The 14,112-nt window shown below is 73.9% G+C and carries 7 protein-coding genes and 1 pseudogene; 3 read left to right on the top strand and 5 right to left on the bottom strand.

Features of this window, described 5'->3' with window-relative positions; genetic code table 11:
* Window positions 1-198: 198 nt before the first annotated feature.
* Window positions 199-2,346, bottom strand: coding sequence for a SpoIIE family protein phosphatase (locus ACFU53_RS24475; RefSeq protein ID WP_383996160.1), 2,148 nt, complete (start codon window positions 2,344-2,346; stop codon window positions 199-201).
* A 187-nt stretch (window positions 2,347-2,533) separates the two neighbouring features.
* Between ACFU53_RS24475 and ACFU53_RS24470 the strand changes: the two are divergent.
* A pseudogene (locus ACFU53_RS24470) lies at window positions 2,534-3,148 on the top strand (LuxR C-terminal-related transcriptional regulator); the annotation flags it as partial.
* On the opposite strand, the gene ACFU53_RS24465 reads toward ACFU53_RS24470, so the two are convergent.
* The 4 genes from ACFU53_RS24465 to lanKC form a co-directional block, all read right to left on the bottom strand.
* The gene (locus ACFU53_RS24465) at window positions 3,071-5,056 is read right to left on the bottom strand and encodes an ATP-binding cassette domain-containing protein (RefSeq protein ID WP_383996171.1); all 1,986 of its coding nucleotides are present in this window, start codon (window positions 5,054-5,056) and stop codon (window positions 3,071-3,073) included. The pseudogene ACFU53_RS24470 and the gene ACFU53_RS24465 overlap by 78 nt on opposite strands.
* 302 nt (window positions 5,057-5,358) lie before the next feature.
* Window positions 5,359-7,443 carry an ABC transporter ATP-binding protein gene (locus ACFU53_RS24460; RefSeq protein WP_383996157.1) on the bottom strand — a complete coding sequence of 695 codons (2,085 nt, stop codon included), beginning with the start codon at window positions 7,441-7,443 and terminating at the stop codon, window positions 5,359-5,361.
* 196 nt (window positions 7,444-7,639) lie between these two features.
* On the bottom strand, window positions 7,640-7,756 hold the full coding sequence (locus ACFU53_RS24455) for a SapB/AmfS family lanthipeptide (RefSeq protein WP_005483995.1): 117 nt from the start codon (window positions 7,754-7,756) through the stop codon (window positions 7,640-7,642).
* An 84-nt stretch (window positions 7,757-7,840) separates the two neighbouring features.
* Window positions 7,841-10,504, bottom strand: a complete 2,664-nt coding sequence (lanKC, locus tag ACFU53_RS24450) for a class III lanthionine synthetase LanKC (protein ID WP_383996154.1) — start codon at window positions 10,502-10,504, stop codon at window positions 7,841-7,843.
* Window positions 10,505-10,763: 259 nt separating this feature from the next.
* Here lanKC and ACFU53_RS24445 point away from each other — a divergent pair, with 259 nt between their 5' ends.
* Both ACFU53_RS24445 and ACFU53_RS24440 read left to right on the top strand, forming a co-directional pair.
* Window positions 10,764-13,184, top strand: a complete 2,421-nt coding sequence (locus ACFU53_RS24445) for a SpoIIE family protein phosphatase (protein ID WP_383996151.1) — start codon at window positions 10,764-10,766, stop codon at window positions 13,182-13,184.
* Window positions 13,185-13,559: 375 nt separating this feature from the next.
* The gene (locus ACFU53_RS24440) at window positions 13,560-14,063 is read left to right on the top strand and encodes a metallophosphoesterase family protein (protein ID WP_383996148.1); all 504 of its coding nucleotides are present in this window, start codon (window positions 13,560-13,562) and stop codon (window positions 14,061-14,063) included.
* Window positions 14,064-14,112 lie beyond the last annotated feature (49 nt).

The following is a 14,112-nucleotide window of genomic DNA, read 5'->3' as shown; positions in this document are numbered from 1 at the left end:
GGTCCGGCCCTCCGGCGGGAGGGCCGGACCGATTCGTTTTCTTGCGGCTGGGCTCGCGACCCGAATGGGGCGCAGCCCCATATAAGGGGCGCGGGGAACTGCGCGACCAGCCACGACGCACCGACGGCCGACGACGCACCGACGGCCGACGACGCACCGGCAGCCGACGACGCACCGACGGCCCCCGGAGGTCACAGCTCACCCGGCGCCAGTGGCCCGAAGCAACAGCAAGGCCACATCATCTGCCCGCTCCTCCGCCGCCTCGATCTCCCGCACGAGACTGTCGGCGAGCGAGTCCAGCGCCTGCTCCCCGGCCGCCGCCGTCGAAAGCCGCTCCCCGAGACCCGCCAGCGCGTCCTCGATGTCGACCCCCGGCGACTCGATCAGCCCATCGGTGTAAAGGGCCAGCACGGACCCCTCGGTCAGCGCCACCTCGGTCGTCGGATACGTCGCCGCCGCGTCGATGCCGAGCAGCGGACCACCCGCGAGGTCGAGCACCCGCACCTTCCCGTCCGGCCGGCGCAGCAACGGCGGCGGATGCCCCGCCCGCGCCATGACGGCCGTCCCGTGCTCCGGATCGAGCCGCAGATACAGACAGCTGGCGAACAGCTCCGAACCCAGGTCGATCAGCAGCCGGTTGGTGCTGCTCATCACCTCCTCCGGCGCCTGCCCGACGGTCGTGTACGCGCGGACCGCCGTACGGATCTGCCCCATCAGGCCCGCCGCCGTCACGTTGTGCCCCTGGACGTCGCCGATCACGGCGGAGGCCCGCCCGTGCGAGAGGACCAGGTCGAAGAAGTCGCCGCCGATGTCCATGCCCCGGGTGGCGGGCAGATAGCGGGAGGCCGCCTCGATCCCGGGGATCGACGGCAGCGAGTGCGGCAGCAGCGCCTGCTGCAGTCCGTGCGCGAGCTGGTGCTTGGCGTCGTACAGCAGTGCCCGTTCCAGCGCCTGGGCGATGAAACCGCTGAGGCTGGTCAGCACCGCGCGCTCGTCGGCCGGGAACGGATGCGGGTCCGCGTACCCGAGCACCCAGGTGCCCACCGGCCGTCCGGAGGCGATCAGCGGGATGTACGCCCAGGCACCCAGCCCGTCCGGGGTGTCCTGCCGCATCGGATAGAGGTGCTCCAGCTGCTGCCGGGACTCGAAGAAGGCGGGTACTCCGGTGGTCAGAGCGTGCGCTCCGGGCATCGGCGCGGTGAGCGGCATGCCGTCGAAGCGTTCCACGAGGTGCGGGTCGGTGTAGCCCCGGTGCCCGAGCACATGCAGGCGCCCCGCGCGTGAGCCGAACATCACGAGGGCCTGGCTGCCGAGGGCCGGGGCGATCTCGTCGGCGACCAGTTCCACCACGTCCTGCACACCCACCGCCTCGGTGAGCGCGCTCGCCAGCGCCAGCACGTGGTTGATCGTCACCAGACGGCCGGGCTCGTCGTCCTCCAGCCGCGCGGCGTGCTCGGCCTCGGCGACCGCACGGGCTCGCGAGATCCGTACGCTCAGCCCGTTCGTCCCCGGATACAGCCGGAACGACAGCCAGTCGCTCGGCGGTCTCAGCGCCACGAACGACGTCACGTGCTGGCTCATCAGGGCCGCCCGGTACCGGTCCTCGTACGCCGGATCGTTGAGCCACGGCACCGACGCCCACAGCTGGGTGCCCAGCAGACCGCTCACCGGGATGCCGAGCAGCTCGGCCGTGGCCGCGTTGGCGAAGGTGATCCGCCCGTGCAGATCGAGCGCGCACATCCCGTACGGCAGTCGCGCCACCATCCGCGCCGCCTCCACCGTGCCGAGCGTCCCGGCGACCATGGTCGCCGACGGCGCCGACAGGTCCGGCTCCGGCAGCACCGGCCGGCCCTCCTCCTCCGCGCGCCGCAGCCGCTTCGCGAGCCGGTCGCAGGCCGAGGTCAGCTGGTCCCGCTCGCGTTCGCTGAGCTCCGGCGGGTGGGAGCCGGGCCAGGTCAGGAAGACGGCGCCGTAGGTGGTGTCGCGGGTCGCCACCGGCAGCGCGGCCAGGGCGAACGGGTAGGGCAGGACCACGGCGATCCGGGGATACCGGCGGGCCATCTGCTCCTCGCCGCTGACCCACACCAGCCGCTGCCCGCGTACCGCCTCGGAGACCGGGACCGGCGCGCTCAGCCCCACCCGCTCCCACGGCGCGGCGAACGACCTCGGCAGCCCCGCCATGACCGCCATCTCCAGGACCGGCTCGTCCGGCGTCAGCAGATACACCGCGCCGGAGTGGGCCCCGACGTCGTCCATCATCGCGGCCAGCGCCAGCGAGAGCAGCGGATGGCCGACGCGGGCCGTCTCGACGGTCGTCCGCTCTCCGGACGCGTGGACGTCGGACATTGCCGACCACCTCCTCGCACGACCGCGCGACAGGCCCCCGGGTCAAGGCTCCCCCCTGGGGGCCGCATGCGCACGGCGAGCGCCGTGCCGCGGACGCACCGCTGTACCCCCTCTCGTCCGGGCCATGCCCGTTCGGTGATGCGCGGCATCGCGCACGGGCGCCGGGAGTGCGCCCCCTCGCACCCCGATGGCTGGTTCTTCGCGCCCGGGCGTGGTCGGGGGCGCCAACAATGGGCACGCGCTGAGGCGGAGGACATCGGTGGCCGGGAGGCGGAGGGCAAACGTGATCGGGGTACTGCTCGTGCACGACGAATGTCTGGTCAGGTCGGTGCTGGCGGAGTGGCTCCGCCGGGAACCCGATCTGGCGGTGTACGACGCGTCCTGGCGCGGGGCGCCGGGGCGCGTACGTTCCCTGCGGCCCGATGTCTGCGCGGCGGACCTGGACTGCGCGGACGCGGTCGGCATCCCGCCCCTCGCCGACCTGCGCGGCGTGGGCGGCCCCGCCCCCGGCCTCCTGGTCCTCGCCAACGCCGGCAGACCCGGACTCCTGAAACGCGCGGCGGAGGCCGGCGCCCTCGGGTACGTGGACAAGGAGGGCTCGCCGCAGCGGCTGGTGTCCGCGATCCGCGAGGTCGCCCGAGGGAAACGTTTCGTCGACGACTCCCTCGGCTTCGGCTTCCTCAAGGCCGCCGAAATGCCGCTGACGCGCCGCGAGTTGAGCGTGTTATCCCTGGCTGCCGAGGGCGCCTCCGTCGCCGAGATCGCCGGCAGCCTGCACCTTTCCCACGGGACCGTGCGCAACTACATGGCCGCGATCACCCGTAAGACGGGGGCGCGCAACAGGATCGACGCGATCAGGATCTCGCAGGGGGAGGGCTGGCTCTGAGGGACGCCGGCCGGGCGGATGCGGCCAAGTCGGTGCGGGTGACCAGGCGCCGACCAGGTCCCGGTAGAGCGGCGAGCGTGCCAGCAGCTCTCCGTGCTCCCCGTACGTGACGCACCGCCCGTCCATGACCAGCACCCGGTCCGCGCGGCGGGCCGAGCTGACGCGATGCGCGACCACCACGAGGGTCGTGCCCGGCCGCCGCGTGAAGGCCCGCTCCGCGCGTTCCTCCGTCTCCGCGTCCAGGTGACAGGTCGCCTCGTCGAGGATCACGACCGACGCGTACGACAGATACGCCCGGGCCAGCGCTACGAGCTGCCGCTCCCCGGCGGACAGCGCGCCCGGGTCGACCTCGGCCGCCGGACCGCCCAGCCGGACCATCACCTCGGCGAGCCCCACCGCCTCCGCGGCGGCCCACAGCTCCGCCTCGGGCACGGGTTTCGGCCGCAGCTCGCCGAGGTTTTCCGCGAGGGATCCCCTGAAGACGTACGCCTCCTGCGGAATGAGCACCCGGTGTGCGCGCGATGTGGCGCCGGGTACCGGCTGCCCACACAAGTGGACGGTGCCGCGCCGGGGGCGCAGGAGACCCGCGACGAGCCCGGTGAGCGTGGACTTGCCGATGCCACTGGGACCGACGACGGCCAGGTGCGTGCCCTGGGGGACGCGGAGGTCGAGGCCGTCGATGACGGGGGTGCGGGAGGAGCCGTAGGCGAAGGTGACGGAGGAGAGGACGAGGGCGTCGGGGGGCGGGTGGGGTGGGAGAGGGGTAGCGGTGGTGGTGTCGGGACGGGTGGTGGTGTCGGGACGGGTGGTGGTGTCGGGACGGGGGCCGGGGTCGGGACGGGGGCTGGGACGGTGACCGGAGTCGGAGTCGGAGTCGGAGTCGGGAGCGGTGAGCGGCCCCGGCTGCGCAGGTCGGGCTGTCTGCGACGGGGCGGCTGAGGTCGACGATGGACTGGGTGGCGTCGAGGCTTGGGCTGGAGGCGCAGGGGCGCTCGGCGGGGCCAGTCTGCGCAGCACCACCGCGAGTCGGGAGCCGCTGGTGCCCAGGCCGTGGACCAGGTTCTGGAGGGCGGGGAGGAGGGACTGGGTGACATAGGCGAGGGCGCCGATCAGGGCGCCCGCGGTGACCCCGTGGTCCAGCAGCCAGGGCGTGGTGGCCAGGAGCAGGACGACGGGCAGTTGGCCGCCGATCGTGAGGGAGGCGACGCGTGCGACGCCCCAGCGGGCCAGCGAGCGGGCGGCCCGGTGCTCGGCGTCGACGCACCGACCGGCGTCGGCGGCGACCATGTCCTCCGCCCCGGCCGCCGTGATGTCCCGCAACCCCGGGCAGACGGCGCCGAGTCGGTCGGCGAGGGCCTCGTCGGCGACGAGGAAGGTCTCCTGCCGGCGGGCCAACGGCCTGAGCGTCACCAGGAAGAGGGCCACACCGACGACCAGCGGGGGGCTCACGACGAGCAGCAGGGGCGGGGCCAGTGAGAAGAGCCCGACGAGCGCCCCGGCGGCGGTGAACAGGAACGAGCGCGACACCATCACCAGTCCGGCGAAGGTGTCCCGGGCGATCTCCACCTGCTGGGTCAGCCCGGACAGGGCCCCGCCGTCCGCCTCCCGCACCCCCCGCCCGACCACCCCTCGCACCAGCCGGTCCCGCAACGGCTCCACCAGCCCCGCCACGCACCCGTACACCCGCCCGGTCCCGAACGCCCCGACGACCACTGCCCCCGCCCCGACCCCGAGCCACCCCAAGCCGACCCCGGCCCGCCCGGCGAGAAACCCGTCGTCGAGGGCCCGCGCCAGGGCGTACCCCATCAGAAACGTCTGCCCCATCTCCAGCGCGGACCACAGGCCCAGCCGTACGACGACGCGCACGCGGCGCCGCAGAAAGCGCAGGCCACGACGCGGCAGGCCGGGCGGGGGGACGTGTCGTCGCGGCTGGGGCCCAGCGGGAGGCGAGGTGACGCCGGCCCCGGTACTGGGACCGGTCCGTTCGGAGGAGCCCTCGATCCGTGCGAATTCGGTGTCCGCCGACCCCGACCCCGACCCCGGGCCCGGGGCCGCGCCCGGGCCCGCCGCTGTCGCCGGTCCGGTCTTCAGCCGGCCGGCGGAACGCCGCCCCTCCGGGCCGCCCTTCATCGGCCCCCTCCGCCCGAAGGGCCCTGCGACGCGGTGTCGTCGCGGGCGACGACCTCTGCACCGCCCATACCGGTCCCTGCGCGGGTGCTGCCCTCCGCCTCACGCCTACGGTCCGGTTGGTTGCCCGCGTCGGCTGATGCGGGGGCGCTGCTCTCCGGCTCACGCCTGCGGTCCGACGCGCCTCCCGTGTCGGCCGATGCGCAAGCGCCGACCTCCGCCCCGGCATCACCCCCCGCCCCGAACAACTCCTGGTACCCCGCCACCCGCCACAACTCCGCGTGCGACCCCACCGCCCGCACCCTCCCCCCGTCCAGCCACACCACTGTGTCCGCGCGGGCGGCCGTGGCGGCGCGGTGGGCGATGATCAGGCGGCTGCCGCCGATGGTGGGACGGAGGAGCGCGTCGGTGATGTGGTGCTCCGTGACGGTGTCGAGGCTGGAGAGGGCGTCGTCGAGGACGAGGAGACGGCTGTCGCGGGCGAACGCCCGGGCAAGGCCGAGGCGTTGCACCTCGCCGCCCGACAAGGGGGCGTCGGCGCAAGGGGTGGCGTAGCCGTCGGGGAGGAGGCGGACGAAGGTGTCGGCGTGCGCGGCGCGGGCGGCTTCCCTTACGCGGGCCGGGGCGGGGCGGGGGACCCCGAAGGCGATGGTGTCCTCTATGGAGTCGCCGAGCAGGGCCGGGCGTTCGAAGGCGTGGACGATTGCTCGGCGCAGCTCCCGGCGGTCCAGTTCGGGCAGGGGCACCCCGTCGAGCCGTACCTCTCCCTCGTCCGGATCCGTGAGCCGCCCGGCGACGGCCGCGAGCAGCGACTTGCCCGCGCCCGAGCGGCCCACGACGGCCAGCGTGGTCCCGGCCGGTACGACAAGGTCGACCCCGTCCAACACGGCGCGCCCACCCCGCCGGACGGTCACGGAACACAGCTCCAGCCGCCCTTGTCCGGAGGGGGCGTCCAGCTCGAGCCGCCCGTGTTCGGAGAAGCCGTCCGGCTCCAGCCGTCCCGGTCCGCAAGGGCCGTCCAACTCCGATCGCCCCCGCCGGGACGGGCGGCGCAGCTCCGGCCGCCCCTGCCCCGAAGGCGGGAGCAGGCGGTCGCCGTACGTGGTCGGGGGCTCGGTCTCCATCTCGTCGAGCCGCTCTGTCGCTGCCCGTGCGCGGATCAGGCCCGAGAGCTGTCCGACCAGTACGCCGATGCCCGCGGCCAGCACGGCGTAGCGGGACGCGGCGAGCAACTCGCCCACGGAGACGTGCCGTTGGGTGAGGAGGACGCCCGCTGTGGCCACGACGGCGAGCTGCAACAGCGGCGCCACGGCGGCGGCCCGCGCGGCGGCCCGGCCCTGGACTCGCCACATACGGTGCCCCTCGCGGGAGAGTTCGGGGAGGGGGCGGAGGACGCGGGCGACGGTCCGGTCGGCGGTTCCGGCGGCGGCGATCGTGCGGGACCCGGCGACGGCCTCGGCCAGGCCACCCGCGATACGGCCCTGGGCCCGCTGGTAGCGCGTCACGCACTCGGAGGTGTCCCGGGCGAGCGTGCGCAGCACCAGGGCGAGCAGCGGGGCCCCGACCAGGAACACCACCGCGAGCCACAGGTTGATCAGTCCCAGTGCCACGACCGCGCCCAGCGGCCCGGCGACCGCGGCGAGAAGCGCGGCTACCGTGGCGGGTGCCGTCCCCGCCTGGGCCGCGATCCCGACGAGCCGGGCCACCAGATCCCCCGGCCCGAAACGGCCGACGGCCCGTGGCCCCACGGCCAGCACATGCCGGAGCAGGCGGTGGCGCAGCCAGGCGGTGGCCCGGGCGTTCGTGGTCCCGCCGAGTACGGTCTCGACGGCGTCCAGCACGGCGACGGCGAGGATCAGCGCGGTGCACCACAGCACCCAGCGCGAGCCCCCCGGGTCACCGGCCAGCAGCAGATCCAGGGCCCGGCCCAGCGCGACCGGCAGCAACAGATTCGCCCCCGCCGCGGCCACGGCCACGAGCGCCAGGGCCGTGCAACGGGGGCCGGAGTGCCGGACGGTGGAGCGCAGCAGGGGGACGGACGCGGCTGCCGGGCCGGGGGCACCGGCTTCGGTGAGGGTCGTCATACCCGTCCTGACGTGGGATGACCGGAATGAATGACCGGATGAATGGCCTGAATGGCCGGATGGATGAGGGGATGAATGAGCCCCGGACGGCCCCTCCCCAAACAGGGGAGAGGAACCGTCCGGAGCCGCCGGCGCGCGACTCAGTTGCCACGCCGGTCCTACGGACGCCCTGGATGCCCCGGACGCCCCGTTCGGGTCAGAGGCAGAGCGTGATGCTGGCAGCGCTCACACAGGACAGCACGCTCAGGGAGCTGGGGCCGCCGGTGCCGGTCGTCTCGTCGGCTTCCATCGTCTGCAGGTCGAGAAGTGCCATGTCGATTCCTTTCGATCGGTGGCCCGCGCTGGGCCTTGGGGACGGGGGTGTTGCGTCACGACTCCGCCGGGCGGCGGAACCGCGTCAATGGGGCCGCCGTCGCAGCGGCGGCAGGAACGGCAGCCGGGCCGTGGCGTCGTCGGCGACGGTGTGTGCCGCGCCGAGCGCCAGCAGGCACCCCGCCGTTCCGGTACCGAGGTCCATGGAGAGCCGCATCAAGTGGTTGCCGGGGAAGGCCAGCTGCCCCTGGTACGGCATCGAGTGCCAGCCGAGCGCGGCGATCTGTTCCGTCAGCCGCTCGCGCGGGGCGCCTGTCCGGGCGAGGTGGAGGATCATCCCGGCCCGGCCCTCGAACAGCCCCGGCTGCGCGTAGAAACGGTAGGTCGCGGCGGTCAGGATGCCCGCACGGATCCGCTTGAACTCGTCCGTTCCGGCGTCGTCCGTTCCGGTGCCGGCCGCGGCCAGGTAGTCGTCGAGCACCATGCCCACGCCCACGCTCCCGTCGCCGAGATACGGCATCGTCCGCCATCCCTCGTCGACGGCCTGCCCGCCGTTCTTCTGGTCGACCAGGCACTCCAGGTCCTGCCGCAGAGCCTCGCCCGCCGCGTCGAGCAACGCGGGGTCGCCCGTCGCCTCGTACCGGCGCAGCAGGAACAGCGCGGGACCGCTCCCGCCGCGCAGCAGACCGGCGCGGCGGCGGGGCGGAGCCGGGCGGGGCTCGGCGAGGCGGTGGACGAGGAGCCGCGCGGCCTCCGCCGCGTGCTCGCGCAGCCCGGACTCACCGGTGGTCCGCGCCAGCTCGTCGAGCACCAGGCCGAGCCCGGCCAGGCCGCCGCGCAGGTCGGACGACAGCTTGTGCCACTTCTCGGCGAGGATCTGCTCGGCCAGGTCCAGGGCCCGCTGCCGGTGGCCCAGCCGGTCCAGGGTGTGGGCGACACCCGCGAGACCGTCGTAGAGGCCGAGCGGGGTTCCGATCGGCACCGGGTCGGTGTGGTCGAGCAGCCAGCGCTCGCCCTCCTCGTAACGCTCCGTACCGACCTCCGCGAGCGCGTACAGGACGCCCGCAGCGCCGTGTGCGAGGCCGAGTCCACCGCCGTCGGAGAACTGGGCGACGTCCCCGGGAAAGAGCCGGTCGTCACGCTCCGGCGTGGCCGAGGCCAGGATCGCCTTGACCATCGAGTCACGGCTGTACGGCCAGTCCCCGGGCTCGGCGAGGGACCAGCCGCCCTCAAGGGCACGCGCCCCCTCCGCACGTGCCCGAGCCCCCTCCACCCCTGCCGGCGTGTGCTCGGCGGCACCGCTCCCACGGGTGATCTCCGCGACCGCCTCGTCGAGGAACTCGCGCGGCACCTCCGGGAACTCCTCCGCGATCACCGCGGCCAGATGCGCGGCCTTGTCCCGCTCCACCACGAACAGGGACGTGACCGGCAGGAACAGCGCGAGGCGCAGACATGCCAGGGCGTAGCGGTCGACGTCCGGGCCGGTGCGGTCCGGGGGTGCCAGGAAGCCGGGATGGGCGACGATCTGGCGGCCGTTCTCCTCGGCGGGAGCCGCCGCCTCGAAGTCCAGCAGGGACACCGAGCGCTCGTCGGGCGCGACCATGATGTTGAAGACGTGCAGGTCGTTGAAGACGATCCCGCGCGAGTGCACCGCCTCGACCGCCTCCTCGACGGCCCGGTGGACGTGTAACGCCCAGGCCGTGTAGGCGGCGACCGCGCCCGGCTCGGGGTCCGCGGCGAGCAGCGGGTGCCGTTCGGCGACGTACGAGTTCAGCGGGCGGCCCTCGACGAAGTCCATCACGAGGAAGCGGTGGTCGCCGAGCGTGAACCAGTCGCGTACCTCGGGCACGACCCCCAGCCCCGCCAGCCGCTCCAGTGCGTCCTTCTCCCGCTCCAGCCGGGTGACCGCGTCGGCCCCGTCGGCGGCCAGCCCGGCGTGCGGGCGCCCCTCCTTGAGGACGACCCGGCGGCCGTCGCGGGTGTCGTTGCCGACGTACACCCCACCGCCGTTGGAGAAGTGCAGCGCCTTGTCGATGCGGTACGGCAGATCGCCGACGGTGGTCGTGTTGCGTGCCGCGAGCTGCGGTTCCAGGAACGTCGGCAGGGTCACCCAGTCGGGCACATGGAAGGTCGGCTTCCGCTGGTCCGGAACCAGGGTGCCCTCGCCGTCGCGGACGGCCGGCACGAGGGCGCCGCGCTCGTCGACGACGAAGGAGCGGGCGAACGCGCCGTAGCGGACGTACAGCGGTCCGTCGTTCCAGCGCAGGTCGGTGAGGATGTACGGCCCGTCGAGGCCGTCGAGGAGTTCGCCCAGCTCGCGCAGGACGAGGTGCAGCTGCTCTTCGTCGGCCGGGTAGACCGTCACGAACTTGCCGCTGGTGTCGCGGGCCGCGTACTTGGCGTTGCGCAGATGCAGCAGATGCGGGCCCGGCACGAATTTGAACGGGATGCTCCGGGGCACGCAGTAGTCCCACACGATCGCCGCGATCCGGTCCGCGTTCCCCCGGGTGGCGCATGCGTGCACCTTCCATCCCTGGGTGGGCCCGGGACGGGGCCGCCCACCGTCGTCGACCGGGGTCAGCGTCAGCCAGTCCCCGATCCGGGCGGCCCGCCAGCCCTCGGGGACCGCGCGCCCGGCGGTCTCGTAGCCGGGCGCCGCCGTGCCGGCGCGGTCACCGACCGACAGCCGGTCCGGTGTCTCGTAGAAGTGTCCGTCGGCGAGCGCGTACGCCTCGTACCGCTTGTCCATGCGGGTCCCCCGGGTCGTGTGCCGTCGCTGTCGTCGCCCCCTGGGCCGGGTGACGACGAGCCTTCCAGCCCGCCGGAGCGCCCGACAGTCACGGCTGTCACCAGAAACCCGTCACGCCTGTCACGCGATCACCGTGCGGAACGCATGCGTAAAGATTTGTTCGGTGCCTTTCGAACCCGGGCGGTGCGGAGCGGGGCCCCGGCCTCGCGGAACGGTCCCAGGGGCTGCGCGAGCGTGCCGGAAGCGCTGTAATTGCGAAGTGGTCAGTGAGGGCGCTGCGGAACGCGGAACGAGGACGCTGCGTGCCGATCTCGCGCTCAAGACGCTCGGCGGCGATCTCGATCCGCACGAGCGGCTGCACGCCATCCTCGAACAGGTGCTCGTGTTCACGAGTGCGACGGTCGCCGCCGTCTACATCCCGAACGGCGAGGGCGACGCGCTGTCCCTGGCCGGCTCGGCAGGCGTACCGAGGACCCTGTACGGGCTCCGCGACAGCTACCCGGCATCGGGGGCCGCCCCGGCCGCCGAGGCATGCCGTACGGGCCGAGCGCGCTGGCTCGTCTCCGCCGACCTCCAGCAGGACGCCGACGTCCGACGCGCCCACGCCGAGGACTTCTCGCTGGGCGTGCTGCCGCTGCGCGAGCGCGGCTGCCTCGTCGCCGTCGGCGACGGCACGGACGCCTTCGACGCCGAGGACCGGCACTGCCTCGACCTGTTCGCCGAAGCGGTCACCAGCGCCGCCCCCGCCCCGCCCGCCGGGCCGGGCGCCTCGTTCGACCTGGCCATGGACACCGGGCGGGTCGAGGTCGACGACGGGCTGCTGGAGCTGTTCGGCATGGGCCCGGACGACTTCGACGGCCGGGTCGAGACCCTGATCGCGCTGACCGTGCCCGAGGACCTGCCCGCCCTGATGTCCGTCGTGGAGGCGGACCACATGTCCATCGGTGACCGGGAGCTGGAGTTCCGCATCCTGCAGCCCTCCGGCGAGCAGAAATGGCTCAGGCTGCGCGGCCGGATCCTGCCCGGCGGCGAGAACCGGCCCGCCCGTCTCGTCGGCACTGTGGCCGACGCCTCCACCCTGCGCACCGGCCGCGGTGACGTGGCCCGCATCCAGCGCCTCGCCGCCGCCCTGGCCACCGCCGGCACCGTGCGTGACGTCAGTCAGGCCGTCGTGACCGCCCTGCGCAAGCCGCTCCAGGCCGACCGGATCGCCCTCGCCGAGCTGGAGGGCGACCGTCTCGTCGTCACCGTCCTCGATCCGCCGCAGCCTGAGGTGTGGCCCGAGGTGTGGCGTTCCGAATGGCGCTCCGAGTGGCCGGACGCGCCGGTGCGCACCATGCCGACCCTCGCCACCGCGCTCCGCGAGGGACGCGCCGGGATCTGGCCGGCCGGGGCCGATCTGGAGCCGGCCCTCGCCGATGTCGGCCCCGGTGGCCTGGCCGTCCTCCCGCTGCCCGCCGGGGGCCGCATGGCAGGGGCCTGTCTGATCGGCTGGGACAACCCCCACGACTTCGGCCCCGAGGAGCGCGCCCTGCTCACCGCCGCCTCGGGCCTCGCCGGGCAGGCCCTGATGCGCGCCCACGCCTTCGACGCCGAACACGAACTCGTCGGCATGCTCCAGCGCACCCTCCTCCCGCGCCGCCTGCCCCAGCTGCCCGGCGCGGTCGCCGTCGCCCGCTATCTGCCCACCACCGCCGGTCTGGAGGTCGGCGGCGACTGGTACGACGTCATCCCGTTGCCGGACAACCACGTCGCTCTCGTCATCGGCGACGTCCAGGGCCACAACGCGGGCGCCGCCACCCTCATGGGCCAGATGCGCACCGCTCTGCGCGCGTACGCCGTCGAAGGGCACCCCCCGGACGTCGTCGTCTCGCACGCCAACCGGCTCCTCATGGACATGGAGACCGACCTCTTCGCCACCTGCTGCTACGTCGACATCGACCTGGAGGAAGGTTCCGCCTGGTACGTCCGCGCCGGCCACATCCCGCCCGTGGTGCGTCACCCGGACGGCACCACCGAGATCAGCGAGGCGGAGGGCGGACCGCCGCTCGGCGTCGTCATACAGGCCGACTTCCCGATGAGCCCCCTGCGCCTGGCCCCCGGCACGCTGCTGGCCCTCACCACGGACGGGCTCGTCGAATCCGCCGACGTCGACGTCGAGGACGGCCTCGACCACCTCGCCGCCGAACTGTCCGGCGCCGACCCCACCCACCTCGGCGTGGTCGCCGACACCCTGCTGGGTGGCGCCAACCGCGACGACGACGTGGCCCTGCTCCTCCTGCGCTACGACGGCATGGCCCTGCGCCCCCAGCGCGAGAACTGGAGCGTGTGGCGCGTCCCCCAGGCGGTCGGACAGGCCCGCCGCTACACCCGGCGCGTCCTGCGCCGCTGGGACGTCGAGTCCACGGCCGACAGCGTGCTCCTCGTCGTCTCCGAACTCGTCACCAACGCCCTCGTCCACACCGACGGCCGGGTCCGCCTCGACCTCACCCTCCTGGCCGACCGCCTCCGCGTCGCGGTGGCCGACTCCTCACCCCGCACGCCGACCAAACCCACCATCATCGGTTGGGAGGCGACCGGCGGCCGAGGCATCCTCCTCGTCGAGGCCATGTCCTCGGCCTGGGGCACCGTCCCGGTCAGCGGCGGAAAACAGGTGTGGGCGGAGATCCCCATCGAGTGACCCCACGCGCCGGGTGCGAGCTTCGCTCCGGCCACGGGTGTCCGTTCGGCCACGCGCTCTTGCCGAGCGAGGCTCCGGCTGTCGGCTGCGGGTCTCCGTCTGGGCGCGGGGTTCCGTTCGGCTATACGCTCTTGTTGTGTGCGGCTCCGGCTGTCGGCCGTGGGTCTTCGTGTGGGCGCGGGGTTCCGTGCGGTGACACGCTCCTGCCGGCCGTGGCTCTTCCCGGCGGCCGGAACTCCCGTCCGGCTGGGGGCCTGAGTCCGGCCACGAGTCCTCCCTCGGATACGACCTCCCCCTCCACCGTGGCCTTCTCCATCGGGCGCGGCCCCGCACCTCCATCGAGTGCGGCCCGCCACCGGATGACACCCTGACTCCGTGCGCCTGCTGCTGATGACCGACACCCACTTGCCCAAGCGCGCGAAGGCGCTGCCCGAGCGGCTTCTCGCCGAGCTTCCGGAGGCCGACGTGGTCGTCCACGCCGGTGACTGGGTCGACGAGGCCACCCTCGACCTCCTCGAAGCCCGCTCCCGCCGCCTCATCGCCGTGTACGGCAACAACGACGGCCCCGCCCTGCGCGCCCGCCTCCCCGAGGTCGCCCACGCCGAACTGGCCGGCCTGCGCCTCGCCGTCGTCCACGAGACCGGCCCCGCCCAGGGCCGCGAGCCCCGCTGCGCCGCCCTCTTCCCCGACACCGACGTCCTCGTCTTCGGCCACAGCCACATCCCCTGGGACACGACCACGACCACCGGCCTGCGCCTGCTCAACCCCGGCTCCCCGACCGACCGCCGCCGCCAGCCCCACTGCACCTACATGACGGCGACAGTGGCGGACGGCGAGCTGACGGACGTACACCTGCACCGACTGCCACCCCGGACCTGACCTCGGCCGAGTCGCCGACGGTCCTGCCGTCGCGGTCCTCGACCGTCAC

It is taken from the genome of Streptomyces sp. NPDC057474 (genome assembly GCF_042802555.1).
GTDB lineage: Bacteria > Actinomycetota > Actinomycetes > Streptomycetales > Streptomycetaceae > Streptomyces.
Note: the sequence above shows the minus strand (reverse complement) of the source record. Positions and strands in the feature narration are given on the sequence as shown.

Excerpts from the sequence above, each read along its gene's own strand:
- ACFU53_RS24475 (WP_383996160.1), bottom strand. The coding sequence starts at position 2,346 with ATGTCCGACGTCCACGCGTCCGGAGAGCGGACGACCGTCGAGACGGCC.
- ACFU53_RS24465 (WP_383996171.1), bottom strand. The coding sequence starts at position 5,056 with ATGGGGCAGACGTTTCTGATGGGGTACGCCCTGGCGCGGGCCCTCGAC.
- ACFU53_RS24460 (WP_383996157.1), bottom strand. The coding sequence starts at position 7,443 with ATGACGACCCTCACCGAAGCCGGTGCCCCCGGCCCGGCAGCCGCGTCC.
- ACFU53_RS24455 (WP_005483995.1), bottom strand. The coding sequence starts at position 7,756 with ATGGCACTTCTCGACCTGCAGACGATGGAAGCCGACGAGACGACCGGC.
- lanKC (WP_383996154.1), bottom strand. The coding sequence starts at position 10,504 with ATGGACAAGCGGTACGAGGCGTACGCGCTCGCCGACGGACACTTCTAC.